Raw genomic sequence first — 26,020 nt, 5'->3', positions numbered from 1 at the left:
ATTAGCGATAAGACAGCGTTTGCCATCAAGGGCTACGCAGTCACTTTATTGGCCGGTATCCGGGCTGACGGAGCTGCTGTACATCGCCTTGTCAAGCATTCCTTTTAATCAGCAAGCTAAGTAGCTGATGATGAAAGCTAAGTACACTTAGTAAAAAATTTAGGCAGATGTACTTGTCTGTTTTACCGTTGCGGGGGCAGCGCAGGTTAGGAAAATTTGTGTGTGTTTAGCGGAATTACCCGCACAACTAACATCATCACCCTCCTGCTTCCCGTTGAACTGCAGCGTGTAAGACACACTGCAAGCACCAATAAAAAGCATTCTACGCGACTCAATCCGGCTCACTCTACAATAAATCAGTAATGGATAATCCCAACTTAAACCACAGCGCCGCCAGCTCCGGCATTGAGCAAATCATCGAGAGGGTTGAGCGCTTACTGCTGCGCCATGAGGAATTACAGCGCACCAATGAGCTGCTTAACGCTCAGATAAGCGCTATCAGTAATGAAAGAGACTCTCTCAAATCCCGGTTAAGCGCAGCGCGAGCACGAGTTGACGCCTTGTTAGAGCGCCTGCCCGAGAATGCCGCCGCACCGCCCCACACCAATACAGGGGGAGACAAATGAAAAAACTTGAAGTTCAAATCATGGGCCAAAATTACCTGCTTGGCTGTCCGGAAAACGGTGATGCTCGCATGTTAGAAGCGGTCAATCGCGTCGATGTTGCGATGTGCAAAATACGTGACGCTGGAAAAGTCAAAGCCCGCGACCGTATCGCCGTTCTGGCCGCGCTTAACTTAGCTTTTGAATTACCCGAGCAAGGCACAACCAGCGCTTACCTGTCAACCAGCCTAGCCGAGGCGGGCCAAATCACTGCAGCCGACAAGCTGCAAGAAAACCATAGCGCCGCTTACGAGCTGCAACTGGCAGTGTTGCTCAAACGCCTAGACCATGCACTAGGCACTGATGGCCAACTGCTCTGAAAAATTACGCCGGTAAAGAAAGCGTTTTGATAACCACGAGCTTAAGCCGGGACACAGCAGCGCCTACAATGAAATCGTCTGCAATATCTATTGGGCTTAATATTTCCTGCAACCAATGCTCTCTGAGCTCGGGCTTGGAAATTTTCTGACTGGAGTGACCGTCTCGCGTTAGACGGACCCGAAGTTGGAATGACCTCGCCCACCTGAACCCTGGTTCAGGATGACAGTCCAGTGATTTTTGCAGACACCTATTCACGCAAACGGCCTGCACGGCTAGCTTGCATCACAGGCATCTGCCTTTCATAACCCTCCCCCAACACCAGCCCGCAAACCGGGCTGCACTGCCATGATTCTTGAACCACAGCTCATAGTCGAACTCATAATCCTGGGACTGAGTACCGGATTTCTTGCGGGCTTGCTCGGTATTGGCGGGGGCATGTTGATGGTGCCGTTTCTCACCATCATCATGTCAGGGCGCGGTATATCGCCAGATCTGGCAGTGAAGATGGCGATTGCCACTTCCATGGCAACCATTATCTTCACTTCGATTGCCAGCGTCAGAGCACACCACAAGCGCGGCGCGGTGCGCTGGGATATCGTCAAACGCTTAGCTCCCGGCATTGTGGTGGGTAGTTTTATCGGCAGCTTAGGCGTTTTTGCGCTGCTTAAGGGCTCTTATTTGGCTATATTTTTTGGCCTATTCGTGAGCTTTTCTGCGACCCAAATGATTATGAATAAAAAGCCCGAAGCCACGCGCCAAATGCCAGGCACTGCCGGGCAATTAGGCGCAGGTGGTTTCATAGGTTTTCTGTCCGGACTGGTGGGTGCAGGTGGCGGATTCATCAGCGTGCCGTTTATGACTTGGTGCAACGTAAGCATGCACAGCGCAGTCGCAACCTCAGCCGCACTAGGTTTTCCTATCGCTCTGGCCAACGTCGTGGGTTATGCCATTAGCGGACAAACAGTACAAAATTTACCACCCAGCTCATTTGGCTACATCTGGTTGCCAGCTCTGGTTGTGGTCGCCACGAGTAGTTTTCTGATGGCTCCCTTGGGCGCTAAAGCGGCTCACACTTTGCCGATTAGCAAACTCAAACGCATATTTGCCAGTCTGCTGTATGTGCTTGCCGCTTACATGCTGTTCAAAGGCATAGTCAGTTTTTAAGCTTTTACAGCGCTTTAAACACGGTTTTTAAATTTCAAAAACCACAATTACAAATTACCGTGTGCATAAAGAACTCTGGCTGGCGCTGCAAAAGCAACGACGAATCAGCTGCGAAAAAGCTCGATTTGCAGTTTTTTTACGCTTCAAAGGTAAATGACTGCAAAAACAAGCAAAAAAATAGGCTCCGCCCTATGAAACACATGTTTTCTCCAGTAGCATCCGCTGTGCCAGTAAAGACTAGTTATTTTCACTGGTGATTTGTCAACTTTCAGAAGGAAAATCAATCATGGCAACTGCAAAAAAAGAACCGGCAAAAAAAGCACCCGCACCAAAGGCTGCACCGGCAAAAAAAGTGGCTGTAAAAGCCGCAGCACCCGCAACCAAAGCTGCAGCTCCAGCAGCAGCGAAAAAAGTAGTAGCCGCTAAAAAAGCAGCTCCTGCAAAAACCGTTGCAGCAAAAGCACCCGCAGCAAAAAAAGTCGCCGCCAAAAAACGCACGCCCAACGCCGCGTTTATGAAGCCGCTGACTTTGAGCAAAGAACTCTCGGCAGTAGTCGGCGACAAGCCGTTACCACGCACCGAGATCGTCAGCAAGCTCTGGATTTACATCAAAGCCAAGGGTCTGCAGGACAGCGCCAACAAACGCATGATCAATGCAGACGACAAGCTCAAAGCAGTCTTCGGCAAACCACAAGTCTCGATGTTCGAGATGGCTGGCCTGATTGGCAAGCACGTCAAATAATCAGCTTTATTGCTGACTTCAAAAGACCGGTTCAACCGGTCTTTTTTTTTGCCGCATCGATACACAACATTAACAAGGCATATACTTTCACCAAACCAAAAATTTACGCTATGGTACAGCCATTTTTAACGCGGGCTTTTTGATTGGCACGGACATTGCAATAGTCATACCTTTGCAACCGAAGGCCTAAAAAATTAGTTCGATAAAAAATTAAGGCCTTGGAGATCAAGCCCGAACCGCTTCATAACACTGAGACCAACAGCTCCGATTCAAAAGATCAATGGCAAAAGTCTCAGCCCTAGTTTTAAAAAAATATTTACCGGTAATGCGCTTGAAAAATACCCCAACGCTAAGAACGATTAGCATGCTGGCCAATGGTCAGCATAAATGTCTTAATGCTAACGAATACGCAAAAAAAAAAAGGCCTTAATCAACGTAAATTACCAGCAATTGCATTGGATAAAAGTCCAAACTGCAAACGCTAAGCCTTGATATGTTGCGCTTTATTTTCACCCGTCTAAGCCTAGTTATCCCGACTTTTCTGGGCATGACACTGCTGGCATTTTTTCTCATTCGCATGGTGCCGGGGGACCCGATAGAAACCTTGGCTGGTGAGCGCGGCATCGATCCGATTCGCCACGCCCAGTTGCTCAAAGAATATGGCCTAGACCGGCCAATACTGGTTCAGTACGGCATCTATATAGGCCGCGTGCTGTCTGGTGATTTGGGCAAATCGCTGATCACACAAACCCCGGTGCTGACCGAATTCACCACCTTGTTTCCCGCCACCATAGAGCTCGCTACCTGCGCGATTTTGTTTGCGCTGCTACTGGGTATACCGGCGGGCATTATCGCGGCGGTAAAACGAAACTCGTTTTTAGACCACGGCGTGATGGGGGTGTCACTGACCGGTTACTCGATGCCGATTTTTTGGTGGGGCTTGCTGCTGATACTTTTATTTTCTGTGCAGCTCGATCTCACGCCGGTATCCGGCCGAATTTCGGTGATGTATTACATACAGCCGGTGACTGGTTTTTTACTCATAGACACTTTGCTTGAAGGCAATAAACCTGCGTTTTGGTCTGCCGCCTCGCACCTGATTTTGCCCACCATAGTGCTGGGTACCAACCCGCTCGCAGTGATTGCGCGTATGACCCGATCCGCCATGCTAGAAGTGCTGGGCGAGAACTACATACGCACGGCACGCGCCAAGGGCTTGTCGAGTAAGCGCGTAGTGGGACTGCATGCGTTTCGCAATGCTTTGATTCCGGTGGTAACCGTGATTGGCTTGCAAGTGGGCGTTTTGTTCACCGGCGCAATTTTGACCGAGACTATCTTTTCTTGGCCCGGCGTTGGCAAATGGCTCATCGAAGCCATTGGTCGGCGCGACTACCCGGTGCTGCAAGGCGGCATGCTGCTGTTGGGCCTGTTAGTCATGGCCGTTAATTTGCTGGTGGACATCACCTACGGCATCATCAATCCACGTATCAGGCACCAGCGATGAGCGCATCTACCAAACACCCTGCACACGCCGCTGGCGTGGCGCCTGCGCCGCCGCATCCGCTGCGCGAATTCTGGTCATATTTCAGCTCCAACAAAGGTGCGGTGGCCGGCCTCATCATTGTGGTGACGGTATTGCTAGTGGCGCTGTTCGCGCCTTGGCTGGCACCACATCCACCCAACCTGACCAACAGCAGCGTGTTTTTAAAACCGCCGTTTTGGCAGGAAGGTGGCTCAACCAGTTACCTGCTGGGCACAGATGCGATTGGTCGCGACATACTTTCCCGCTTGATGCATGGCGCGCGGCTGTCACTGGTAATTGGCATTGCGGTGGTGACCATCTCGGTCATAGTAGGCACGGTACTGGGACTTCTTTCGGGCTATTTCCGCGGCATTTTCGAGATCGCCATCATGCGCTTGATGGACATTATTTTGACTTTGCCAAGTTTGCTACTGGCGATTGTGATCGTGGCTATTCTTGGCCCGGGATTGATGAATGCCATGCTGGCTGTGGCGATTGTGGTGCTACCCCACTATGTGCGAATTACCCGTGCAGCGGTGATTACCGAGGCCTCACGCGACTACGTCACTGCTGCACGCATGAGTGGTGCAAGCCGCTGGCGTTTAATGTTTAAAGAGATTTTGCCGAACTGCACCGCGCCCTTAATTGTGCAAGCGTCACTGGGCATATCCACCGCTATTTTGGATGCTGCAGCACTGGGTTTTCTGGGCTTGGGTGCACAGCCACCCTCGCCAGAATGGGGCACTATGCTGGCCGATGCGCGCGAATTCGTGCTGCGCGCCTGGTGGGTTGTGACCTTCCCAGGTCTGGCAATTTTGATCACGGTATTGGCTTTTAACTTGCTCGGTGACGGACTGCGCGATGCGTTCGACCCTAAGTTAAAACGTTAAACCGAAAAAGCAGAGAAAAATTATGGCTTTGTTAGAAATAGAAAATCTCTCGGTCGAGTTCCCGACTCAAAACGGTGTGATGCATGCGGTAGAAGGCGTGAGCATGACGCTGGACGAGGGTGAGGTACTGGGCATAGTCGGCGAATCCGGTTCAGGCAAAAGCGTGACCATGATGGCTTTGATGGGTTTGGTGCCGTTTCCGGGCAAGGTCACGGCCGACAAGCTGCGCTTTGCCGGCCATGACTTGCTAAGCCTAAGTCAAGGTCAGCGCAATAAGCTGGTGGGCAAAGACGTGGCGATGATTTTTCAAGATCCCACAACCAGCTTGAACCCCTGTTTTAGCATAGGTTTTCAGATCGGTGAGAGCTTGCGTCAGCACCTAGGCATGGACGCTAAAGCGGCGCGCAAACGATCCATAGAGTTGCTAGAGCAAGTCGGCATTCCAGCCGCCGAAAGCCGCCTCAGCGCTTACCCTCACCAGCTCTCGGGCGGCATGAATCAGCGCGTGATGATTGCGATGGCGATTGCTTGCAATCCACGTTTACTCATCGCCGACGAGCCGACGACAGCACTCGACGTGACGATTCAAGCGCAAATTTTGGACTTGCTACGCAGCTTGCAAAAAGAGCGCGGCATGGCCTTGGTGCTGATCACGCACAACATGGGCGTGGTCTCTGAAATGGCGCAAAAAGTAGCCGTCATGTATGCCGGTCAAATCATGGAAGAAAGTGGCGCGCAAAAGCTTTTCAACCAACCTCAGCATCCGTATACCGAAGCGCTACTCGCCGCATTGCCAGAACGCAGCATAGGCAAAGACCGGCTCGCCACCATACCCGGCATGGTGCCCGGTCTTTATGACAGACCACAAGGCTGTTTGTTCGCGCCGCGTTGCAGCTATGCAACCGAGCACTGTTTGGCCGAGCGGCCAGTGCTGCGCAAAATCGAAGAATTAAAAACCCAGCAACGGGGACTGGTGCGCTGCCATTACGCACTCGATGACCCGCAGCGCAGTGAGTTGATGGCGGCCAGCAAACCCGCCTTATCCGAGGCCTTCCAATGACAACTGCCAACACCACAACAGAGTTTGCAGTCGAGGCAAGAGACCTCAAACGCAGCTACAAAATTCCGCGCGGATTATTCAAAGACCCAGCGATTTTGCAAGCCGTAGGCGGCGTATCGTTTCGCGTGCGAGCCGGCAAAACGCTGGCCGTAGTGGGTGAATCCGGCTGCGGCAAATCAACCTTGGCACGGATGATTAGCTTGATTGAAAAGCCCAGCGCGGGCGAATTAAATATTCAAGGCGTGGATGCCGTTGGCGCCAGCGATGAGAACAAGAAAAAATTGCGCCGCGCGGTGCAGTTGGTGTTCCAAAATCCTGAAGGCTCGCTCAACCCACGTAAAAAAGTGGGTGCAATTCTTGAAGCCCCATTAGAAATCAATACCGACCTCAACGCCGCCGAACGGGCCCAAGCGGCTAAAGCCATGCTGGCCTTGGTTGGCCTAAGGCCAGAACACTACGACCGCTACCCGCACATGTTCTCAGGCGGTCAACGTCAGCGCATTGCGATTGCGCGTGCGCTGATGCTCAAGCCTGCGTTAGTCGTGGCAGACGAACCGGTCTCGGCGCTGGATGTATCGATTCAAGCGCAGGTGCTGAATTTGCTTTCAGACTTACAACAAAGTCTCGGTCTGGCCTATTTATTCATCTCTCACGATTTAGGCGTGGTGCGGCATATTGCCCACGACGTGTTGGTGATGTACTTGGGCCATGCGGTCGAGCAAGGCGAGAAAAACGCTTTGTTTGCCCAGCCACTACACCCTTATACGCAGGCCTTGCTGGCCTCGACGCCAGCCCTTGCCGGCAGCACTGATGCGAAACAGCGGGTAGTCCTCACGGGTGAGCTGCCCTCCCCGCTCAACCCACCTAGCGGTTGCGTGTTTTCCACCCGTTGCCCGCATGTCACTGAGCGCTGCAAGCAAGAGCGTCCCGTGCTGCGCGAACTCGCTGGCCGGCAAGTAGCCTGCCATCACGCAGAAATATTTTTGACTCAGGTTTGATCGCGTTTTTTACCGTTCCCGCTGCCCAGCAGCATTACCCCAGAGGAGTTAGTCGAATGATTCAATCCCCAATCCGCGCCGGGCGTTTGCTCCCACTCAAGCGCGCCATGCTGGGCGCGATTGCCGCGCCAGCGTTGCTCGTGCTGACCACGCTTGGCGTAGCCACACCAGTCGCCGCTAAGACACTGGTGTTTTGCTCTGAGGGCAGCCCAGAAAACTTCTACCCCGGCATCAACACCACCGGCACATCTTTTGATGCTAACGAGCCGATTTATAACCGCTTAGTCGAATTCGAACGCGGCGGCACCAAGGTCGTGCCAAGCTTGGCTGAAAAATGGGAAGTCTCGCCAGACGGCAAGACCTATACTTTTTTCTTGCGCAAGGGCGTGAAATGGCACAACACGCGCAGCTTCAAACCGACGCGTGACTTCAATGCCGACGACATGGTCTTCGCCTTCGAGCGCCAGTGGAAAGAAGACAATCCGTTCTTCAAAGTCACCAGCCCCAACCACTCTTACTTCAGCGACATGGGCATGCCCAAGCTGCTCCAAACCGTAGAAAAAATTGACGACTACACCGTCAAGATCACACTGGCCAATCCAGAAGCACCGTTTTTAGCCAATCTGGCCATGCCATACGCAGCGATTCAGTCCAAGGAATACGCTGACGCCATGCTCAAGGCCGGCACACCGGAAAAAATCGACCAAGACCCAATTGGCACTGGCCCGTTCTCGCTGGTGCAATACCAAAAAGATGCGGTCATTCGTTACAAAGCTTTTCCGGCTTATTGGGACGGCAAAGCCAAAATTGATGACTTGATTTTTGCCATCACACCCGACGCATCCGTGCGTTGGGCAAAGCTGCAAAAAGGCGAATGCCATGTCATGCCTTACCCCAACCCGGCGGACTTAGAAGCGATTCGCAAAGACCCAGCAATCAAAGTACTTGAGCAGCCCGGTCTGAACGTCGGCTATCTGGCTTTTAACACCCAGAAAAAACCGTTTGACGACGTGCGTGTGCGTAAAGCCATCAGCATGGCGATCAATAAAAAAGCCATTATTGATGGTGTTTATCTAGGCACTGGAATTGCGGCGAAAAATCCAATTCCGCCCACCATGTGGTCTTACAACGACAAGATCAAAGACGATGTCTTTGACCCAGTTGCAGCCAAAAAACTACTCGCCGCCGCCGGTTATCCAAACGGCTTGACGACCGACTTATGGGCTATGCCAGTGCAGCGCCCTTACAACCCGAACGCCAAACGGATTGCAGAATTGATGCAAGCTGACTTGGCCAAAATTGGCGTGAAAGCGGAGATCAAAAGTTTCGAGTGGGGCGAGTACAGGAAGCGCATGCAGGCCGGCGAGCACCAAATGGGTATGTTGGGCTGGACTGGTGACAATGGCGATCCAGATAACTTCCTCTACACCTTGCTGGGCTGCGCTTCCGCGCAATCGGCTAGCGGTAGCAATATCGCCAAGTTTTGCTACAAGCCATACGAAGACTTAGTCCTCAAAGCAAAAACGGTGACCAATCAAGCCGAGCGAACCAAACTCTATGAGCAAGCACAGGTGATTTTCAAACAGCAAGCGCCTTGGTATACGATTGCCCACGCGGTGCAGATCAAGCCTATGCGCAAGGAAGTCATTGACTTCAAACTCAGCCCGTTTGGACGCCACAGCTTTTATGGTGTGGACATCAAAGAGTAATAGATTGAAGAGTTGAACAAAGGCTAAAGCCCCGCTCGATTTTCAATGTTTTAAAAGTGGCTGGTTTAACCAGCCATTTTTTTACTTTGCTTTTTGCCGAAGACCGTCAATAAAAAAGCCCCCGTTGAGCAATCTCAATAGGGGCTTTTTTACTTGATAAGTTCAAGTAAAAATCAGACGGGGACAAAACTAAAGAGAGCGAGAGCCTGCGCCTTAGACAGCAGCCGGTGGCATGCCATCGCTCGGGTTGTCAAGAGCGTCTTCAGATGATTCATCATCTGGCTCATCAGGCTTGCCTTCTGCTTTGCGTTTGAGCTTGTCTTCTTTTTTACGCTTTTTGGCGAGCTCTTTCTGGCGTTTTTCGTAGGAATAATTAGGAGTTGCCACTTAAGGTGCTTTCATGAATGTTCAACCCTTACTGTAATGCATAGCCGAGAGCGCTTGAGCAATATCAGAGCGTAAATCGTCCAGCGCTTCCAGACCCACCGATAAACGCACCAATCCGCCCTTATAAGGCCAGGCCGTGGTTCGCATAGAGGCGATGTCATAGGGCGCGCACAAGCTAATCGGCCCAGCCCAGCTGTAGCCAAGTTTAAACAGCTTAAGCTGATCGCAAAAACCGTCGATTTGGTCTTGGTCATACTCGGGTTTAAAAACAATGCTGAGCAAACAAGCTGCCGCGCTGCAATCACGCGCCCAAGTCGCATGACCGGGTGAGTTGGGCAGCGCCGGGTGCAGCACTGCTTCTACCTGATCTTGTTTTTGCAACCACAACGCAAGGGCGCAAGTCGCGCTGTCTTGGGCCGCATAACGCAGCGCAATGGTGTTAAGGCCGCGCAGCACTAATTCAACATCATTGCCTGAAACGCCAAAACCCAGCCGCATATGGCACAAGTGCAGCAGCAGGTACAAAGCCTCGTCACGCGTGACCACAGAGCCCATCAGCACATCTGAGCCACCGCTGGGGTATTTGGTCAAGGCATGGGCAGAAACATCCACGCCCAAGTCAAAAGCACAAAAAGCAATGCCGGATCCCCAAGTGTTATCCATTGCTGTCAGAATTCCTCGCGCATGCGGTTGCGCAAACGCTTTAATCACGGCGATAGCAGCCGGTACATCGGGGAACTCCATGGTCAAAGAGCCCGCTGCCTCAAACCAAACCAGACGCGTTTTAGAACTGAGCTTGGCGGCCAAATCGGCGCTATCCATAGGATCATAAAAACGGTGCGTAATGCCCCAAGCAGCGAGTTCGACCTGCGCAAAAGATTTATTCGGACCATAAGAATTGTCTGGCAGTAAAACCTCATCACCAGCCTTAAGAAAAGCCATACCAACCAGAGTAAGCGCTGCCAAGCCGCTGGGTACCAGTTCGCAAAATTGACCGCCTTCCAGCGTGGCAATACGGGCTTCTAAGGTGAAGGTAGTCGGTGTGCCGTGCAGCCCGTAGGTATAGCCAGTTTTGTGCCGATAGTCACGCGAACGCATGGCCGCGACATTCGAAAATATCACGGTAGAAGCCTTGTGCACCGCTGGTGGCAAGGCCTCAAAACCAGCGGGTGGCCGGTAAGGGTGGTGGATTAATTGGGTCTGTAGCTGGGCCGGGAGAAGTTTGTGGTCATCACTCATAGACCCATGTTAACGGCTGATTACCAAGCGCCAGAAAAAGATCAGCTCAGACTCAAAGTTTGTGGCCAATCATTGGTCTGCTGCTTTTTAAAATCAAACAAAAAAATAGTTAAAAGCCTGCAAAATAAATGATCAATAGCAACTTAGGCCGCCATGCTTTTAGCCAGAGCCAGCATGGCCTCAAAACTGTGGTCATTAGGCCTTAGCACTTCGGCCTTTTCATATTGCGTAAAGTTACGCTGCATAGATTGCAGATAAACCGGGTCGTAATGTTTAACCAGCAACTCTCGCACCACACTGGCCACATCACCACCGCGGGCGCTTTGCTGCCAAGCGGTGACGGTTTCCTTACCGCGGGCTTGGGTCAAAGCCCCCAGTCGGTCACAGAAAAACTCGATATCTTTGACGAAAAAATCATAGTCTTGGAGCAGCAACTTGACGCGCTCGTCCTCAGACAGTTCTAGTTGCAAACAGGTGCTGCTGCGCATTGCTGCAATCAAGCCTTCTGGCACGGCGACATTACCGACTTTTTTGCTCTCACTCTCAATATAGACTGGCCGGCTGCGGTCAAAACTTTTAAGCGCGGCCCAAATCTGGCAGTCATAAGACTTCTGGCTAGGCTGGGGTGAGCCGGGTATTAGACCGAGTACCGAGCTGCGATGATTCGCCAAGGCTTCTAAGTCAAGTACCTGCTCACCGCATTTGGCGAGTGCCTGCAGCAACCGGGTTTTGCCTGACCCGGTCGTGCCGCAAATCACGCGGTAGTCAAAGCTAGCAGCGAGTTGCGGCATATCTAACACCAGGGCAGCTCTAAAAGCTTTATAGCCTCCTTCAAGCAGCGTGACCTTAAAGCCAATCTGATCGAGTACCAAGGCCAGCGATCCGCTGCGCTTGCCGCCACGCCAGCAATAAACCAGGGGTTGCCATTCGCGCGGTTTGTCTTGCACCTCGCGGGAAATGTGGGCGCTAATATTTTTTGCCACCAATGCCGCGCCCAATTTACGCGCATCAAATGCGCTAATCTGCTTGTACTCGGTGCCCACTAATTGGCGCTCCGCATCGTTAAGACTGGGCCAGTTGACGGCGCTGGGCAGGCGGTCTTCAGCAAATTCACCTTCGCTGCGCGCATCAATCACCGCTGAAAAATCTGCCAGTCGACTCAGTAAATCTTGCGCGCTAATTTTCTCCAAACTCATGGCAAAAGTCTTTCAAGTTCAGGCCAGACATTGGCCAGCATGGCCGGCTGCTGCGCCTCATTAGGGTGAATCCGGTCAGCTTGAAAGCGGCTGGCGTAGTCGTCGGTATCAGCAATACCTTTGAGCAAAAAGGGGACTAGGCTGACTTTTTGCGCCTTCGCAACCTTGCCAAACAAAGCCGCAAAATCAGCCGAATAAGCACTGCCGTAATTGGGCGGAACCTGCATGCCGACGAGTAAAACCTTGGCGCCAGACTTTTTGGCCGCCTGAGTCATGACGGTGAGATTTTTTGTTGTCATGTCCAGCGGCAGACCGCGCAGCGCATCGTTGCCGCCAAGCTCTATCACCACCACTAAAGGCTTGTGCTGGGCAAGTAAAGCAGTCAAACGCGAGCGCCCGCCGGATGTGGTGTCCCCACTAATACTGGCATTGACCACTTTGAGTGCGGGTTTTTCAAGCGCCATTTTCTCGCTCAACAGCGGCACCCAACCGGTGCCGCGTTTGAGGCCATACTCGGCACTCAGCGAGTCGCCAACCACCAGCACGGTGGGTTCAGGCTTGGCTGCATATGCTGGTACGGCCAGTAGCAATGCAGCAGTTGCAGTTAACGCACTGGCAAAAGCCATAGCCAGCCGGTGCAAAGGTTTTAACTTTGGCTTTAAGCCTGGAACTGTCAGCTTGTTAAAGTTGGATGCAAATCCCTGCTGGGGTTGTGTCATAGTTTTAAATTTTTCCGAGAAGGATGTCATGTCTGAACCTGTAGTTGCGTCACCAGCATCAATTGTTTGCGTAGAGCATATTTTCAAGTCCGTTAGCGACTCGACTGGTAAGTTAACCATTTTGCGCGATATTGATTTCAGTCTGGCCGCAAAGGAGACTGCCGCCATTGTCGGCGCATCCGGGTCGGGCAAAAGCACACTTTTATCCATCATTGCCGGGCTTGATACGCCTAGCAGCGGCACGGTCAAGCTGGCCGGTCAAGACTTGTTTGCCTTGAGTGAAGACGACAGAGCCGCACTGCGCGCGCAAAAGCTGGGTTTTGTGTTTCAGAACTTTCAGTTAATGGGCAACCTGAGCGCACTAGAGAACGTGATGCTGCCACTTGAACTCTCAGGTCAGCCTAACGCTAGAGCGCAAGCCACAGAGATGCTGGGCCGGGTTGGGTTAAGCCAGCGGCTGTCAAGCTACCCCAAGGTGTTGTCCGGCGGTGAGCAGCAGCGCGTAGCACTTGCGCGTGCCTTCGTGGTCAAGCCCGCTGTATTGCTGGCAGACGAGCCCACCGGCAGTTTAGATTTTGCGACCGGCGAGACGGTCATGGAGCTAATGTTCGAGCTCAATCAAGAGCTGGGCACTACGCTGGTTTTAGTCACGCATGATTTAGCCATTGCCGAGCGCTGCCAACGCCGCATCAAGATTGAAGCTGGGCAAGTAGTACCCGCATAATTCAATCACTGCTCTAGTCAATTCGCACTTGGCTAGCAGCGATAATCTATGCATGTCTTCTTCTAAAGTTCTTTTCGGCTTTCATGCCGTCGGTGTCCGCATCAAAACCGCCCCTAAGTCGGTACTTGAAGTGTTTTTCGATGTTTCCAGGCGCGATGCACGCATGCGCCAATTCACTGACCGGGCCCGCGATGCTGGCATTCGTCTGGTCGAATGCGACGGCGTGAGGCTCTCCAAAATGGCCGGTGGCCATGGCCACCAAGGCGTGGTGGCCAGAGTCGATGTGATCGCTCAAGTCACTTCGCTAGACGAATTGCTCGAGCAACTCGAAGCGGCCGGCACTGCCCAGCCACTGATTTTGGTTCTCGACGGCGTCACCGACCCACACAATTTAGGCGCTTGCCTGCGGGTCGCCGACGGCGCTGGCGCACATGCAGTGATTGCCCCAAAGGATCATGCGGCGGGGATTAACGCCACGGTTGCCAAGGTCGCCAGCGGCGCTGCCGAGACCATGCCCTACTTTATGGTCACCAATTTAGCGCGCACTATGCTTGAGCTCAAAGAGCGCAACATCTGGTGTATTGGTACGAGCGATGACGCAACCAAAACCATTTACGACGTCGATTTAACCCAACCCGTCGCCTTGATTTTGGGCGCTGAGGGCGACGGTATGCGCCAACTCACGCGCAAAACGTGTGATGAGTTGGTCAGCATTCCCATGCGCGGTGCAGTAGAGAGTTTGAACGTATCGGTTGCCAGCGGAGTTTGCCTTTATGAGGCATTGCGTCAACGTGGTTGATTAAAAAAACTTAACTACTCGAGGCCTTAGCGCGGCCAATTCGGCGTCAACATCAAAATCGCCGCGTCGCCGACAGCTAGATTCTTCAAATGTGTGATGGTATGACGATTGAAGGTCGTGAACAAGCATGATCAATTATAAAAATTGAGCACTTTCAAATTAAAATAAAAGCATGCCAGACTCTAAAAATACCGACAGTTACGCGGCTGTCACGCCACTACACCAAGACTCCAGCGTCATAGGCTTGGTCGGCATGGCGCACATGATTAGCCATTTCAGCCAATTGCTACTCGCGCCTTTGTTCCCCTGGCTTAAAACCGAGTTCAACGTCAGCTATACCGAACTCGGTTTTTTGATGTCGCTGTTTTTTGTTGTTTCCTGCACCACGCAAACCGCTGCTGGTTTCATGGTCGACCGCTTTGGCCCGCGGCCGATTTTGTTTGCTGGTTTAAGTATTTTGAGCTTGGCTGCATTCGGTTTTGCTTCTAGCACCAGCTACACCATGCTTGCCGGATTTTCTATGCTGGCGGGATTGGGGAACGGCGTATTTCACCCAGTTGACTACACCCTTTTGAATCGCAAAGTCAGCGCACCCAGACTCGGCCACGCCTACAGTGTGCACGGCATTACCGGCAATCTCGGTTGGGCCTTAGCACCGGCCATACTGGTGCCGCTGGCGCTGGCTTTTTCCTGGCGAGTCGCGTTAGCAAGCGCCGGCACACTGGCTTTTATAGTGCTGATTATTTTGATTTTTAATCGCGACAAGCTAATCCTGCCGCTCGTTCCAGCAGAAAAAACAGATGGCAATAAAAAAGCTGAAAGTAGCTTGGCTTTCTTGCAAATACCCGCTGTTTGGATGTGTTTTACTTTTTTCTTTTTCCACGCTATGGCGCTCAGCGTAGTGCAAGCTTTTGCACCAGAAGCAACACGCGTACTGCATGATGTGCCGCTTAACTTAGTCGCCCTGTGTCTCACCGTCTATATGTTGTGCAGCGCTGGAGGCATGGTGGTGGGTGGATTTTTGGCGTCGAATCCAGCGCGCTGCGAGCGCGTTGTTGGCACTGGCATGGGCTTAGCCGCTATCACAGCGCTAATGCTGGGCTTTGCCAACTTGGCGGCACCCAACGTGCCAATTTTATTTGGTTTGATGGGTTTTTTCGCTGGTATTGCCGGCCCTTCGCGCGATTTACTGGTCAAGCGTTCAACGCCGGACAACGCCAGTGGCCGAGTCTATGGCGTGGTCTACGCCGGACTCGATATTGGTCAAGCCATCTCGCCGCTAATTTTCGGTGCGCTAATGGATAAGCGTATGTTTAGCAGCGTGTTGCTGGGTCTGGCCATGTTGCAGGCAATTCTCGTAGTCAGCGCTTTTAATGTGCGCAAAGTACGAAGTACGCTGTTACAAGCAGCTTAAATTGACAGTGTTTTTGCAAGCATTTATACGCAGCTAAACCTATACTGATTAAACCCTCACGCTCAGGACCGCCATGCGTAAAATCCATTTTTTTTCCGCTCAAACCAAGCCCTGCCTTTTAGCGGTACTAGCTTTATCCAGCTCTGGCTTAGCAATGGCTCAAGCCGACCCGATTGACTATCGGCTGGTCGGCGACTTAGGCGGGGCACTCTACAGCACGCAAAGCATTGTTCGCAGCAAAAGCAATCAGACCCGATTACTACCCTATGCCTACCTCGATTACGGCCGTTTCTTTGCCCGAGTCGATACCTTTGGTTTGAAAACCGTCAAATTGGGAAACGGATATTTAGAACTTACCACCCGAGTTAGCCAAGATGGATGGCGTGCCGACACGCCTGCATTGGCCGGCTTAACGACTCGTAAAACACCGATACCGATAGGACTTGGAACATTTCAAAAAACGCCTTATGGCGCGTTTTTTATTAACGGTTTTGTCGATGTCAACAAATCCCACGGCAGTTTGTTTGAAGCTACTTATGTGGCGGAATTCAAACTCGGCAAGTTTTCCTTTTACCCGCAACTCGGCCTCGACTATCGCAGCGCCAAATACAACAATTATCTCTACGGTGTGACCAGTGCAGAATCAAATGCCAGCGGCTTTTCAGCCTTTAATGCTGGCGCATCGCTGGCGCCTGTCATCGGTCTGGGTATTGACGTTCCTATTGGTGAGCCTTGGGTGCTGAATTTTCAGTTCCGCCGTCAATGGCTGGACGCCAATATCAGCAGCAGCCCTATAGTCAGAGGCGGCGCGCAGAACACTGGATTTGCGGCTTTGTCCTACCGCTTCAAGTAAAACCGCGATCGGCAGACTGCATAATCAATTTAAAGCAACATCGCTTAACTAAAGGAAATTGAAATGAATAATTCTGACGATCCCCTGAGTAGCGAATTCACACATTGGGTAGAAGAAAAATCCCAAGCTCTTAAGTACGAACTGGGTGAGAAATTTCCTATACCGCCCACCATATTAGCGGCTGACCACATACACCCAGAAACCACTGGTCAAAAATTAGAAGAAGTTCTGCTTGGCCATGAATCTCCAACGCCGGAATTTTTGGAAGAAGTTGCAGCCTTAGAGTCGGCCGAACCTTGGAGCGAAGAAGAACTCGCCCGCCAAGCACTAGAAGCCGGTGGTGCTGACAATGACGTGAGCACACCTGAATAAAGAAAGTCACGCACGGGTCTACTGACCAAGCCGCTTTCTTGTCGTGCGCTTTAGTGCAGGCACAATGGTCATATGAATGATCAAACCCAACTTGCCGGTCACCTTCTTGTTGACTGCCTTCTGGCCCAAGGCGTTACCCACGCATTTGGCGTTCCTGGTGAGAGCTATCTAGCTGTCCTTGACGGACTACACGCAAGACGTGCGAAGATTCAATTCGTCACTTGCCGCCAAGAAGGTGGTGCAGCTTTTATGGCTGAAGCCCACGGCAAGCTTACCGGTCGCCCGGGTATTTGCATGGTCACACGCGGCCCAGGTGCGACCAACGCGTCCATCGGTGTTCACACTGCATTCCAAGACTCCACACCTATGATTTTGTTGGTCGGCGACGTGGCCAGCGATTGCCGCGACCGGGAAGCTTTTCAAGAAGTCGACTACCTAAGCTTTTTCGGCCCCAGCACCAAAGGCTTTGCCAAACGTGTCGAGAGAATAGACCAAGCCGACCGAATTCCTGAATACATTGCCCGCGCTTTTGCCACCGCCATGAATGGCCGGCCTGGCCCTGTGGTGTTGGTGCTACCCGAAGACATGCTCACCGAGATGACTAGCGCTCAGCCGCTAGCACGCGTTGAAGCCGTACAAACTTGGGGCGATCCAGATTCTTTGCAAAAGCTCAGCGCGATGCTGCTTCAAGCAAAGCGCCCTCTGGTGATTGCTGGTGGCAGCGGCTGGACGCCGCAGTCGGCCAAGGCCTTAGAAGCTTTTGCAGAAAACTGGAATTTACCAGTCGGCAATGCGTTTCGCTTTCAAGACACGTTTGACAATCACCACCGACTTTATGCTGGCGATGTCGGTATTGGCCTCAACCCGAAACTGGCTGCACGCGTGAAGGAAAGCGATTTAATCATCGCCATTGGCCCTCGCTTGGGCGAGATGACGACCAACAATTACACGCTGATTGAAGCGCCAAACCCAAAGCAAAAACTGGTGCATATTCACGGCAGTGCGGAAGAGCTTAACCGTGTGTTTCAAGCCGATTTAGCGATTCATGCGACTATGAATGCGGCAGCGCGCGGACTGGAAGTTTTGACTGCACCTAGCAACTTGCCGTGGTCCGAGTGGACAAAATCAGCCCATCAAGACTATCTGGGCAATCTACAGCCACAAAGCCTTCCGGGCGATATCGATATGCCAGTCATAGTCGGTTTGCTGCAAAAACATTTACCCACTGATGCGGTGTTGACCAATGGCGCCGGCAACTTCGCCAGTTGGATGCACCGCTTTTTCGTCCATCACGGACTGGTTAAAGGTCATAAAACACAGCTTGCCCCGACTGTCGGTGCAATGGGCTACGGTGTGCCGGCTGGTATTGCAGCGGCCATCACGACGGGCCGTGTGGTGTTTACGATTGCCGGTGACGGCGACTTTTTAATGAATGGCCAAGAGTTGGCAACTGCTGTGCAACATGGTGCAAAAACCATTATTGTGCTGCTCAACAACGGCATGTTTGGCACGATACGCATGCATCAAGAACGTGACTATCCACAGCATTCAAGCGGCTCGGCATTGAAGAACCCGGACTTTGCTGCACTCGCCACCGCCTATGGATATGTGGGTGTTCGCATCACACAAACCCACGAGTTTGAGGCACAGTTACTGGCAGCACTTGAGCGATCAACTGGCACCTTAATTGAGGTCATGTTGGACCCTGAAGTCATCACCACCCGCGGCACTTTATCCGCCATCACGCAAACGGCGTTAAAAGCGCAAAAGCTTTGAGCACTCAAAACCCATCACAGCTGTGGTGAAACGAAAAAAACCTGCTCAATCCAATCAAAGATAAGCAGGTTTTTTTCTGAGCTTAGGTGATTTTTCAAAATCACAAAGTCACTGGAGAGTTTAAATTTTCCACTTCTCCATAAGCTGTGTCGGGTTTAGGTTGTCATAGCTCTCAAACGGCTGATGTATCCACGGGTTGGTGGGTAACTGCTCAACCGAGTAATCCGGCTGAAATGTAGACACGCCCTTGGTCCAAATCACTGCACTACGCAGCTCTGTAATCGGCTGATAGTTATTGCGCAGCTGATGAATCACCGCGTTGAGGGTTTTTCCCGAATCAGCTAAATCGTCAACCAGCAAGACTTTGCCAGCAATCTCGCCCTTAGGCGTGGTGATAAAGCGTGCAATGTCTAAATTGCCCTGAACTGTGCCAGCGTCGGCACGGTAAGAGCTGGTCGACATAATCGCCAAAGGCTTGTCAAAGATGCGTGACAAGATATCCCCTGGTCGCATTCCGCCCCGGGCTAGACACAAAATGGTATCGAACTGCCAGCCCGACTGATGAATAGTCAGCGCCAGCTTTTCAATCAGGTTGTGGTATTCGTCATAGCTGACATATAGGTGCTTACCGTCTTCGGTCAACATAGTTCTGTCTCCTGATTGAAATGAATGCTTGAGAGAATCATCAACTCAAGCCACCAGGTAGGGGTGTTGCAGCATGATGGTGTGGTCGCGGTCTGGGCCAGTGGAGACGATGGCAATCGGCACACCGGTGACTTGCTCAATGCGCTGCAGATAAAGGCGGGCATTCTCTGGCAATTTGGCGTAATCGGTCACGCCAACAGTGGTGTCGCTCCAACCATCCATAGTTTCGTAAATTGGCTTGCAGCGCTCAATATCTTCTGCGCCCATTGGCAAAATATCGGTGATTTCGCCGTCGAGCTCATAGCCAGTACAAAGCATTAATTTATCTATACCGTCAAGCACATCGAGTTTGGTAATGCAAAGACCGGACAGACCGTTTACTTGAGCTGAGCGCTTGAGTAAAGCAGCATCAAACCAGCCGCAGCGGCGGCTACGACCCGTGGTCACGCCTTTTTCTAAGCCGACTGTGCTCAGGTGATAACCCACTGTGCCTGGCGTTTCCCAGTCAAGTTCCGTCGGGAAAGGACCGCCGCCCACGCGGGTGCAATAAGCCTTGGTGATACCCAAAATGTAATGCAGCATGCCCGGGCCAACACCAGCACCAGCGGCGGCATTGCCGGCTACGCAGTTGCTAGAAGTCACAAAGGGGTAAGTGCCGTGGTCGACATCAAGCAGCGTGCCCTGCGCGCCTTCAAACAGCAAGTTTGCACCCGCTTTGTGGGCATCATTGAGTTCACGCGAGACGTCCGCCATCATCGGTTTGAGCAACTCGGCATGAACCATGGCTTCGTTGTAGACAGTATCGAAATCGACTGCCGGTGCATTGAGAAAACCCGTCAACATAAAGTTGTGCAGCGTCAACAAATCGCGCAGCTTAGCGGCGAAGCGCTCTGGGTATTTCAAGTCTTGCACGCGCAGTGCACGGCGCGCAATTTTGTCTTCATAAGCAGGACCAATGCCGCGGCCTGTCGTGCCAATCTTGGCACTGCCACCCTGCTCTCGAAACGCTTCGCGGGCAATATCAAGCGCCGCGTGAAACGGCAAAATCAAAGGACAGGCTTCGCTAATGCGCAGGCGCGAGCGCACTTCAACACCAGCTTTTTCTAGGCCTTCAATTTCTTCAAACAGCTTTGCAGCAGAGAGCACCACACCGTTGCCGATATAGCACTTCACACCTGGGCGCATGATGCCACTAGGAATCAGGTGTAACGCCGTTTTAACGCCGTTGATTACCAGCGTGTGGCCAGCGTTATGACCGCCTTGGAAGCGCACGACGCCTTGGGACATTTCTGTGAGCCAGTCGACCAGTTTGCCCTTACCTTCATCACCCCATTGGGTACCTACGACCACAACGTTGCGGCCCGCTGTGGTGGCTGATTTATTCATCATCTTCTGTTCTCGTTTCAGGGTTGGCGGAAGGAAAAAAACGCTGTTTGCATTTAGGCAAACACGCCGGCAGCTCAGGCACCGGACTTGGACAACGGCACCAGTTGCCATTGTCCGCCCACAAGCAGCAGCTCGCGGTCACAGTTAAATTCATTGACTTCATGTTCATGGCCGGGGAGCACGCAGGCGACGATTTCGCCCTGTTGCCGCAAAGCTGTAATAGCAGCATTCAAAGCGGCGTCTTGACCCCAAGGTGCGCGCACAGCGGCGCGCAAAGACCTAGCCGGCAGCACGCGAACGAGCTCTTTCAAGTCCAAACTAAAACCCACGGCTGGACGATTGCGACCGAAAACCGCACCGACTTCGTCGTAGCGTCCACCACGAACGAGCTCGGCACCCAAACCGTAGATAGCAAAGCGCGTGCCGCTGTAATAGGCGTAGCCGCGTAAATCAGCCAAATCGAAGCGCACTTCTACGCCCGGATTGCTGTGTCGAATATGGCTGGCGAGTTGACGTAAATTTTCTAATGCCGCTTGTACCGCAGGAAAATCTTTAAGCGCCACTACTGCTTGGTCGAGTACTGATTCATCACCGTAAAGGCGCAACAAGGCCTGTAGACCAGTACGCGTGGCTAGCGGTAGCTCTGCGGTAAGCATGGCCAGTTCAACCGCATCCTTGGCAGCAAGTGCGGCGTGAATTGCAGACAAGTTTTTTGCAGGCACAGACGTGCCGGCAAGAATGCCGCTAACAATTCGTACATCAGCCATGTCAATCAACAAGCCGGTGACTCCAGCCGCTTGCAAGCCGGCTAAGGCCAAGGCTTGGGCTTCAAGGTCAGCTTCTATGCCAGCATGACCATAAATTTCAGCACCGAACTGCAAGGGCTCACGTGTGGCATGCGGCAACTCGGCGCGGGTGTGCAAAACAGGCCCGCAGTAGCAAAGCCTAGCGACGCCTTGACGGTTCAGGAGGTGGGCATCAATCCGAGCGACTTGCGGTGTGGTGTCAGCGCGAAGTCCAAGCGTACGACCAGAGAGCTGATCGACAAGTTTGAAGGTCTGTATGTCTAACGCCTCACCGGTACCAGTGAGCAAAGACTCTAGATGCTCAAGCAATGGCGGCATCACAAGCTCATAGCCGTAGCTGCAAGCGGTATCGAGAAAAAGACGGCGCAACTCTTCGATGTGGCGCGCCTCTGAAGGCAGTACATCGGCAATTTGATCAGGCAATTGCCATGATGATGACCAAGCGGGCATGTTGAAAGGGTCCACGGTTAAAACAAGGATTTTACCGGGCTTGGAGCCGGTTTCCGGCAATGTTGTACAGGAAAGAGAAATGACAGCTAAAAAACCGCGAAATTAATGACGCAGTCGTGTCTAGAGCGTGACAAATTCAAGACCTATTGGGCATGAAAGCCGAAAACTACAGGTTCAAATTAAATCAGAAAAATTAAACAAAGCAGACCGAGCAGCACACTGCACAAGCCGAAAAATCTTATCTGGCCATCGCTCAAGGCCATGAGTTGCGCAAATGTGCGGCGCCATATGAGGGGAGAAATAAACGGCAGCAAGCCTTCAAGAACCAGCAGCAGCGCTAAGGCTAGCCAAAGACTACTGCTGTCCAAGATACAACTTTAAAGAGGACTTATTTACGCGGCGCTGCAGGGCTGATATTTGGGCTCTGCATGGCTTTGAAAAAGTCAGACGATGGATCTAACACCATGACGTCGCTCTTTTTACCAAAGCTTGCTTTGTAGGCGTCTAGACTGCGATAAAACTGTGCGAACTGAGCATCGCGACCGAAGGACGCGGCGTAAGTCTTAGCGGCTTCTGCATCACCCTCACCTTTGACGATTTGTGCATCACGGTAAGCGTTCGAGATAGTAACTTCACGCTGCTTATCTGCATCAGCACGAATTTTCTCACCTTCGGCTGCACCGGTTGAACGCAACTCGTTGGCCACGCGTTTACGCTCGGCTTCCATGCGGCGGTATACCGATTCAGTAATTGCTTCAACATAATCGACACGCGTAATACGCACGTCAACAATTTCAATACCGAGTGGTTTATCGCCTTGCATTTTGGCGGTAACTTCGCGTTTGACGTCGGCCATCAAGGCTTCACGTTTTAGCGTTAATACATCGCGCAAGGTGTATTTGTTAATTTCTTCCTGAAATGCATTACGCACCACACGGTTAAGTTGGTTTGAACCAGCACGCTCGTCAACACCCGCATTACGAATGAAGTCAGTCGGCTGGGAAATGCGCCAGCGCACATACCAGTCAATCACTACGCGCTGCTTTTCAGAAGTGTAGATAGGTTCCACATCAGTGCTGTCTAGCGTGAGCAAACGCTTGTCGATGTAGTTTACGTTTTGAAATGGTGGCGGTAGCTTGAAATGCAGACCCGGCTCGGTGATCACGCTTTTGATCTCGCCCAGTGCATAGACCACGCCGAATTGGCGTTGATCAACTACAAACAGCATGGAACTGGCAAGCGCTAACGCAGCCAGCAGAAAGGAAGCAATAAATCCAACTCTGTTCACTTTAGTGTTCCTTAACGTATGTCGCGGTCACGCGTACGAGCGCCGCGTGAATCTGGCGTAGTGGTAGGCGCAGCCGGGACTGCTGATGGTGTCGCAGAGCCCATTGACAGGCTTGCATCAGTCGGTGCATTGGTCGCACCCATTTGCATAATTTTGTCCAGCGGCAGATAGAGCAAATTATTGCCAGCCTTGGACTGAATCATGACCTTGGTCACATTGCTGTAGACCTGTTGCATTGTGTCAATGTACATACGGTCACGCGTGACTTGCGGCGCTTTTTGGTACTCGGTTAGTACAGAGCTAAAGCGCTGTGAATCACCCACTGCCTGAGCGACGATACGCGATTTGTAGGCTTGTGCTTCTTCGGTTAGGCGCGAAGCTGAACCGACTGCACGCGGCACGACGTCATTGGCATAAGCCTGTGCTTCGTTTTTGGCGCGTTCGCGTTCTTGACCGGCTTTGAGCACATCGTCAAAAGCGGCTTGAACCTGCTCAGGAGGACGCACACCACTTTGCTGCAAGTTGATCGCAACGACTTCGACACCGACTTTGTAGCGGTCCAAAATTGTTTGCATTAAAGCGCGTACTTCGGGTGCAATTTTGTCGCGATCTTCGCCCAGTGCTGCATCCATACGCATCTTGCCAACGACTTCACGAACCGCAGTTTCAGCCGCTTGCACGACTGCACCCGTAGGGTCACGACTCTCGAACAAGAAAGCGCGCGCATCGCTTAAACGGTATTGCACTGCAAATTTGATTTCAACGATATTTTCATCAGCGGTCAGCATGGCTGATTCGCGTAGACCAGTAGCCTTAATGATGTTGTCGCGACCGACATCGACAGAACGAATCTGTGTCACCACCACCATCTCATGGCGTTGAATCGGATACGGCAGACGCCAGTTAAAACCAGCACCTACGGTTTGTTGGTATTTACCAAATTGAGTAATAACCGCTTGTTGGCCCTCTTGGACAATAAAAAAGCCCGTTCCCAACCAGATCAGCGCAGCGACACCCGCAATTAAGCCAGCGCCGATACCAGCGTTTTTCATGTCCGGCTGAAAACCGCCACCACCGCTATTGCCACCATTGCCGCCGGAACCGTTATTGCGTCCGCCATTTTTCTCGCCACCAAACAAACTACCCAGCTTGCGATTGAAGTCACGCCAGACTTCATCTAGGTCAGGTGGTCCTTGTTTCGGGCCTTGCCCACGCGGACGGTTGTCTTCCTGCGTCGGTTTTGGCTTGGTTTCTTCGGACGTGGTTTTGTCGTCATCACGACCCCAACGAGGATCATTGAGGTTGTAGACGCCATTGGCATTTGGACGCGACCGAATTGGCATTTTTGCCAAGGCGCGAAACGGATTCAGGTTCATGGATTCGGGCTCACTTTTAACAACACTTGTACATTGTGCCTAAATTACTCGGTGTCTAAAGCAACAGCCTTAGACGTCTGCGGGTCATCTGCCGAAGTGTTTGCTGCTGCGTGACGGGCGAGATGCTCGCGCAGTACTGGCAAACCATCTCCGGTCAGTGCACTGACAAAAACTCTCTCAACTCGTTTGACGGATTCTGCAAAGGCATCTTTGAGCTCAAACCAATCACTTAAGTTAGGTGGCCACTTGGATTTTTCAAGTGCGTCGAGTTTGTTAAAAACCAGTATTTGCGGTATGTCTGCAGCACCGATTTCTTCGAGCACGCGCTGCACTTGCTCGATCTGTTCTAGATAGTTAGGGTTCGAAGCATCAATCACATGTAGCAGCAAATCAGCATCTACCGCTTCCTGCAAAGTCGCCGCGAACGCGTCTACTAATCCGTGCGGCAAGTCACGAATAAAACCAACGGTGTCTGACAGCGATACCGAACGTTGCGCATCGCCTAAATAAAGCGAGCGCGTAGTCGTATCAAGAGTTGCAAACAACTGATCCGCCGCATAAGCCTTGGCTTTGACCAAAGCGTTAAACAATGTTGACTTACCCGCATTGGTGTAGCCAACCAGTGAAATCGTGAATGAATTACGACGCTCACGCTGACGGCGTTGGGTTTGACGCTGTTTTTTGACTTTGTTTAAACGCTCTTTAGTGCGTTTAATCGAGTCGCTAATCATGCGTTTATCCAACTCAATTTGTTTCTCGCCTGGACCACCGCGAACACCGGCGCCGCCGGTTTGACGTTCAAGGTGAGACCAACGTCGCACCAATCGCGTGGACAGATATTGCAGGCGTGCGAGTTCAACTTGAAGTTTGCCCTCGTGACTGCGTGCACGTTGGGCGAAGATTTCCAGTATGAGTAAAGTTCTGTCGTTGACCGGCATTTCCAGATGCCGCTCCAAGTTGCGCTGCTGAGCAGGACTAATGGATTGATCAAACAAAACTTCTGTAGCGCCGACTTGTTGCGCCAGCATTTTGATCTCGTCGGCCTTACCGCTGCCAATAAATAAGGCAGCATCCGGCGCTTTGCGTTTGCAGGTAACACGTTCTACCGGTTCTAGACCTGCTGTCTGCGCGAGCAAACTTAACTCATCAAGAGTGTCGTCAAAATTGGGTAGACCCAAATCGACACCAACCAAAATGGCTAGAGGTTTACTGCGCCCGGTGTTGTTATCGGCATTCAGCTCGCAGGGCTTTCTTGCTCTACGTCAGCGGCTGCAAAGTTAACAGCGCGACCCGGCACTATGGTTGAGATGGCGTGCTTGTAAACCATCTGCGTAACAGTGTTACGCAGCAAGACCACATACTGATCGAAAGATTCGATCTGGCCCTGCAATTTAATCCCATTAACGAGATAGATAGAAACAGGAACATGCTCTCTACGCAAAGTATTGAGAAATGGGTCCTGGAGTAACTGACCTTTGTTGTTGCTCACGATATTTTCCGTGTTCAAGAGTTGAGAAGCGTT

General features: G+C 51.9%; 27 protein-coding genes and 1 riboswitch. Of the genes, 15 read left to right on the top strand and 12 right to left on the bottom strand.

The window, feature by feature from the left end:
* Positions 1 to 33 precede the first annotated feature (33 nt).
* Positions 34 to 327, bottom strand: a riboswitch (cobalamin riboswitch).
* Positions 328 to 362: 35 nt separating this feature from the next.
* The 9 genes from HC248_RS06455 to HC248_RS06415 all read left to right on the top strand — a co-directional run bounded on the left by HC248_RS06455 (position 363) and on the right by HC248_RS06415 (position 9,068).
* On the top strand, positions 363 to 626 hold the full coding sequence (locus HC248_RS06455; RefSeq protein WP_168921790.1) for a DUF904 domain-containing protein: 264 nt from the start codon (positions 363 to 365) through the stop codon (positions 624 to 626).
* The gene (locus HC248_RS06450; RefSeq protein WP_168921789.1) at positions 623 to 982 is read left to right on the top strand and encodes a cell division protein ZapA; all 360 of its coding nucleotides are present in this window, start codon (positions 623 to 625) and stop codon (positions 980 to 982) included. The genes HC248_RS06455 and HC248_RS06450 overlap by 4 nt, the downstream gene beginning before the upstream one ends.
* A 346-nt stretch (positions 983 to 1,328) precedes the next feature.
* The gene (locus HC248_RS06445) at positions 1,329 to 2,147 is read left to right on the top strand and encodes a sulfite exporter TauE/SafE family protein (protein WP_168921788.1); all 819 of its coding nucleotides are present in this window, start codon (positions 1,329 to 1,331) and stop codon (positions 2,145 to 2,147) included.
* Positions 2,148 to 2,433: 286 nt separating this feature from the next.
* Complete coding sequence (locus HC248_RS06440) at positions 2,434 to 2,889, top strand: SWIB/MDM2 domain-containing protein (protein WP_168921787.1); 456 nt, start codon at positions 2,434 to 2,436, stop codon at positions 2,887 to 2,889.
* 493 nt (positions 2,890 to 3,382) lie between these two features.
* Positions 3,383 to 4,393, top strand: coding sequence for an ABC transporter permease subunit (locus tag HC248_RS06435; RefSeq protein ID WP_168921786.1), 1,011 nt, complete (start codon positions 3,383 to 3,385; stop codon positions 4,391 to 4,393).
* The gene (locus HC248_RS06430) at positions 4,390 to 5,301 is read left to right on the top strand and encodes an ABC transporter permease subunit (RefSeq protein ID WP_168921785.1); all 912 of its coding nucleotides are present in this window, start codon (positions 4,390 to 4,392) and stop codon (positions 5,299 to 5,301) included. The genes HC248_RS06435 and HC248_RS06430 overlap by 4 nt, the downstream gene beginning before the upstream one ends.
* 22 nt (positions 5,302 to 5,323) lie before the next feature.
* Entirely contained in the window at positions 5,324 to 6,361 is a 1,038-nt protein-coding gene (locus tag HC248_RS06425; protein WP_168921784.1) for an ABC transporter ATP-binding protein, read from the top strand.
* A complete protein-coding gene (locus tag HC248_RS06420; RefSeq protein ID WP_168921783.1) occupies positions 6,358 to 7,359 on the top strand; it encodes a dipeptide ABC transporter ATP-binding protein in 1,002 nt (333 codons plus the stop codon). The genes HC248_RS06425 and HC248_RS06420 overlap by 4 nt, the downstream gene beginning before the upstream one ends.
* Before the next feature lie 56 nt (positions 7,360 to 7,415).
* Positions 7,416 to 9,068, top strand: coding sequence for an ABC transporter substrate-binding protein (locus HC248_RS06415; RefSeq protein ID WP_168921782.1), 1,653 nt, complete (start codon positions 7,416 to 7,418; stop codon positions 9,066 to 9,068).
* Positions 9,069 to 9,281: 213 nt separating this feature from the next.
* Here HC248_RS06415 and HC248_RS06410 read toward each other — a convergent pair whose 3' ends face one another.
* The 4 genes from HC248_RS06410 to HC248_RS06395 all read right to left on the bottom strand — a co-directional run bounded on the left by HC248_RS06410 (position 9,282) and on the right by HC248_RS06395 (position 12,516).
* Positions 9,282 to 9,455, bottom strand: coding sequence for a hypothetical protein (locus HC248_RS06410; protein WP_168921781.1), 174 nt, complete (start codon positions 9,453 to 9,455; stop codon positions 9,282 to 9,284).
* Positions 9,456 to 9,476: 21 nt separating this feature from the next.
* Positions 9,477 to 10,694 (bottom strand): PLP-dependent transferase, encoded by a 1,218-nt coding sequence (locus HC248_RS06405; protein WP_168921780.1) that lies wholly within the window; start codon positions 10,692 to 10,694, stop codon positions 9,477 to 9,479.
* A 143-nt stretch (positions 10,695 to 10,837) separates the two neighbouring features.
* Positions 10,838 to 11,890 carry a tRNA 2-selenouridine(34) synthase MnmH gene (mnmH, locus tag HC248_RS06400; protein WP_168921779.1) on the bottom strand — a complete coding sequence of 351 codons (1,053 nt, stop codon included), beginning with the start codon at positions 11,888 to 11,890 and terminating at the stop codon, positions 10,838 to 10,840.
* Positions 11,887 to 12,516, bottom strand: coding sequence for an arylesterase (locus tag HC248_RS06395; protein ID WP_168923708.1), 630 nt, complete (start codon positions 12,514 to 12,516; stop codon positions 11,887 to 11,889). Before HC248_RS06395 ends, mnmH begins: the two co-directional genes overlap by 4 nt.
* A gap of 121 nt (positions 12,517 to 12,637) precedes the next feature.
* On the opposite strand from HC248_RS06395, the gene HC248_RS06390 reads away from it, so the two are divergent.
* The 6 genes from HC248_RS06390 (at position 12,638) to HC248_RS06365 (ending at position 18,547) form a co-directional block, all read left to right on the top strand.
* Positions 12,638 to 13,333, top strand: a complete 696-nt coding sequence (locus HC248_RS06390; protein ID WP_168921778.1) for an ABC transporter ATP-binding protein — start codon at positions 12,638 to 12,640, stop codon at positions 13,331 to 13,333.
* Positions 13,334 to 13,385: 52 nt separating this feature from the next.
* Entirely contained in the window at positions 13,386 to 14,132 is a 747-nt protein-coding gene (rlmB, locus tag HC248_RS06385) for a 23S rRNA (guanosine(2251)-2'-O)-methyltransferase RlmB (RefSeq protein WP_168921777.1), read from the top strand.
* Between the two features lie 172 nt (positions 14,133 to 14,304).
* A complete protein-coding gene (locus tag HC248_RS06380; RefSeq protein ID WP_168921776.1) occupies positions 14,305 to 15,546 on the top strand; it encodes an MFS transporter in 1,242 nt (413 codons plus the stop codon).
* A 73-nt stretch (positions 15,547 to 15,619) separates the two neighbouring features.
* The gene (locus HC248_RS06375; RefSeq protein WP_168921775.1) at positions 15,620 to 16,399 is read left to right on the top strand and encodes a MipA/OmpV family protein; all 780 of its coding nucleotides are present in this window, start codon (positions 15,620 to 15,622) and stop codon (positions 16,397 to 16,399) included.
* 63 nt (positions 16,400 to 16,462) lie between these two features.
* Positions 16,463 to 16,771: a hypothetical protein gene (locus HC248_RS06370; protein WP_168921774.1), complete on the top strand. Its 309-nt coding sequence runs from the start codon at positions 16,463 to 16,465 to the stop codon at positions 16,769 to 16,771.
* A 72-nt stretch (positions 16,772 to 16,843) separates the two neighbouring features.
* Positions 16,844 to 18,547, top strand: a complete 1,704-nt coding sequence (locus tag HC248_RS06365) for a thiamine pyrophosphate-binding protein (RefSeq protein ID WP_168921773.1) — start codon at positions 16,844 to 16,846, stop codon at positions 18,545 to 18,547.
* A 120-nt stretch (positions 18,548 to 18,667) separates the two neighbouring features.
* Here HC248_RS06365 and HC248_RS06360 read toward each other — a convergent pair whose 3' ends face one another.
* The 8 genes from HC248_RS06360 to hfq form a co-directional block, all read right to left on the bottom strand.
* Positions 18,668 to 19,192, bottom strand: a complete 525-nt coding sequence (locus tag HC248_RS06360) for a phosphoribosyltransferase (RefSeq protein ID WP_168921772.1) — start codon at positions 19,190 to 19,192, stop codon at positions 18,668 to 18,670.
* Between the two features lie 45 nt (positions 19,193 to 19,237).
* Positions 19,238 to 20,578, bottom strand: a complete 1,341-nt coding sequence (locus HC248_RS06355; protein WP_168923707.1) for an adenylosuccinate synthase — start codon at positions 20,576 to 20,578, stop codon at positions 19,238 to 19,240.
* A 74-nt stretch (positions 20,579 to 20,652) separates the two neighbouring features.
* Positions 20,653 to 21,834 carry an ATP phosphoribosyltransferase regulatory subunit gene (locus HC248_RS06350; RefSeq protein ID WP_168921771.1) on the bottom strand — a complete coding sequence of 394 codons (1,182 nt, stop codon included), beginning with the start codon at positions 21,832 to 21,834 and terminating at the stop codon, positions 20,653 to 20,655.
* A 179-nt stretch (positions 21,835 to 22,013) separates the two neighbouring features.
* Complete coding sequence (locus HC248_RS06345) at positions 22,014 to 22,202, bottom strand: DUF2065 domain-containing protein (RefSeq protein WP_168921770.1); 189 nt, start codon at positions 22,200 to 22,202, stop codon at positions 22,014 to 22,016.
* Between the two features lie 20 nt (positions 22,203 to 22,222).
* Positions 22,223 to 23,122, bottom strand: coding sequence for a protease modulator HflC (gene hflC, locus HC248_RS06340; RefSeq protein WP_168921769.1), 900 nt, complete (start codon positions 23,120 to 23,122; stop codon positions 22,223 to 22,225).
* Between the two features lie 11 nt (positions 23,123 to 23,133).
* Positions 23,134 to 24,498, bottom strand: a complete 1,365-nt coding sequence (gene hflK / locus HC248_RS06335; RefSeq protein WP_168921768.1) for an FtsH protease activity modulator HflK — start codon at positions 24,496 to 24,498, stop codon at positions 23,134 to 23,136.
* Positions 24,499 to 24,542: 44 nt separating this feature from the next.
* Positions 24,543 to 25,736 carry a GTPase HflX gene (gene hflX, locus HC248_RS06330; RefSeq protein ID WP_168923706.1) on the bottom strand — a complete coding sequence of 398 codons (1,194 nt, stop codon included), beginning with the start codon at positions 25,734 to 25,736 and terminating at the stop codon, positions 24,543 to 24,545.
* The gene (gene hfq / locus HC248_RS06325; protein WP_168921767.1) at positions 25,733 to 26,005 is read right to left on the bottom strand and encodes an RNA chaperone Hfq; all 273 of its coding nucleotides are present in this window, start codon (positions 26,003 to 26,005) and stop codon (positions 25,733 to 25,735) included. The genes hflX and hfq overlap by 4 nt, the downstream gene beginning before the upstream one ends.
* Positions 26,006 to 26,020: the final 15 nt, after the last annotated feature.

Origin of the sequence: Polaromonas vacuolata (assembly GCF_012584515.1) — a bacterium.
Classification (GTDB): Bacteria; Pseudomonadota; Gammaproteobacteria; order Burkholderiales; family Burkholderiaceae_C; genus Polaromonas; species Polaromonas vacuolata.
Note: the sequence above shows the minus strand (reverse complement) of the source record. Positions and strands in the feature narration are given on the sequence as shown.

What these genes read in the sequence shown, in the direction of transcription:
- HC248_RS06455 (WP_168921790.1), top strand. Translation starts at nt 363, where the DNA reads ATGGATAATCCCAACTTAAACCACAGCGCCGCCAGCTCCGGCATTGAG.
- HC248_RS06450 (WP_168921789.1), top strand. Translation starts at nt 623, where the DNA reads ATGAAAAAACTTGAAGTTCAAATCATGGGCCAAAATTACCTGCTTGGC.
- HC248_RS06445 (WP_168921788.1), top strand. Translation starts at nt 1,329, where the DNA reads ATGATTCTTGAACCACAGCTCATAGTCGAACTCATAATCCTGGGACTG.
- HC248_RS06440 (WP_168921787.1), top strand. Translation starts at nt 2,434, where the DNA reads ATGGCAACTGCAAAAAAAGAACCGGCAAAAAAAGCACCCGCACCAAAG.
- HC248_RS06435 (WP_168921786.1), top strand. Translation starts at nt 3,383, where the DNA reads ATGTTGCGCTTTATTTTCACCCGTCTAAGCCTAGTTATCCCGACTTTT.
- HC248_RS06430 (WP_168921785.1), top strand. Translation starts at nt 4,390, where the DNA reads ATGAGCGCATCTACCAAACACCCTGCACACGCCGCTGGCGTGGCGCCT.
- HC248_RS06425 (WP_168921784.1), top strand. Translation starts at nt 5,324, where the DNA reads ATGGCTTTGTTAGAAATAGAAAATCTCTCGGTCGAGTTCCCGACTCAA.
- HC248_RS06420 (WP_168921783.1), top strand. Translation starts at nt 6,358, where the DNA reads ATGACAACTGCCAACACCACAACAGAGTTTGCAGTCGAGGCAAGAGAC.
- HC248_RS06415 (WP_168921782.1), top strand. Translation starts at nt 7,416, where the DNA reads ATGATTCAATCCCCAATCCGCGCCGGGCGTTTGCTCCCACTCAAGCGC.
- HC248_RS06405 (WP_168921780.1), bottom strand. Translation starts at nt 10,694, where the DNA reads ATGAGTGATGACCACAAACTTCTCCCGGCCCAGCTACAGACCCAATTA.
- mnmH (WP_168921779.1), bottom strand. Translation starts at nt 11,890, where the DNA reads ATGAGTTTGGAGAAAATTAGCGCGCAAGATTTACTGAGTCGACTGGCA.
- HC248_RS06395 (WP_168923708.1), bottom strand. Translation starts at nt 12,516, where the DNA reads ATGGCTTTTGCCAGTGCGTTAACTGCAACTGCTGCATTGCTACTGGCC.
- HC248_RS06390 (WP_168921778.1), top strand. Translation starts at nt 12,638, where the DNA reads ATGTCTGAACCTGTAGTTGCGTCACCAGCATCAATTGTTTGCGTAGAG.
- rlmB (WP_168921777.1), top strand. Translation starts at nt 13,386, where the DNA reads ATGTCTTCTTCTAAAGTTCTTTTCGGCTTTCATGCCGTCGGTGTCCGC.
- HC248_RS06380 (WP_168921776.1), top strand. Translation starts at nt 14,305, where the DNA reads ATGCCAGACTCTAAAAATACCGACAGTTACGCGGCTGTCACGCCACTA.
- HC248_RS06375 (WP_168921775.1), top strand. Translation starts at nt 15,620, where the DNA reads ATGCGTAAAATCCATTTTTTTTCCGCTCAAACCAAGCCCTGCCTTTTA.
- HC248_RS06370 (WP_168921774.1), top strand. Translation starts at nt 16,463, where the DNA reads ATGAATAATTCTGACGATCCCCTGAGTAGCGAATTCACACATTGGGTA.
- HC248_RS06365 (WP_168921773.1), top strand. Translation starts at nt 16,844, where the DNA reads ATGAATGATCAAACCCAACTTGCCGGTCACCTTCTTGTTGACTGCCTT.
- HC248_RS06360 (WP_168921772.1), bottom strand. Translation starts at nt 19,192, where the DNA reads ATGTTGACCGAAGACGGTAAGCACCTATATGTCAGCTATGACGAATAC.
- HC248_RS06355 (WP_168923707.1), bottom strand. Translation starts at nt 20,578, where the DNA reads ATGAATAAATCAGCCACCACAGCGGGCCGCAACGTTGTGGTCGTAGGT.
- HC248_RS06350 (WP_168921771.1), bottom strand. Translation starts at nt 21,834, where the DNA reads ATGCCCGCTTGGTCATCATCATGGCAATTGCCTGATCAAATTGCCGAT.
- hflK (WP_168921768.1), bottom strand. Translation starts at nt 24,498, where the DNA reads ATGAACCTGAATCCGTTTCGCGCCTTGGCAAAAATGCCAATTCGGTCG.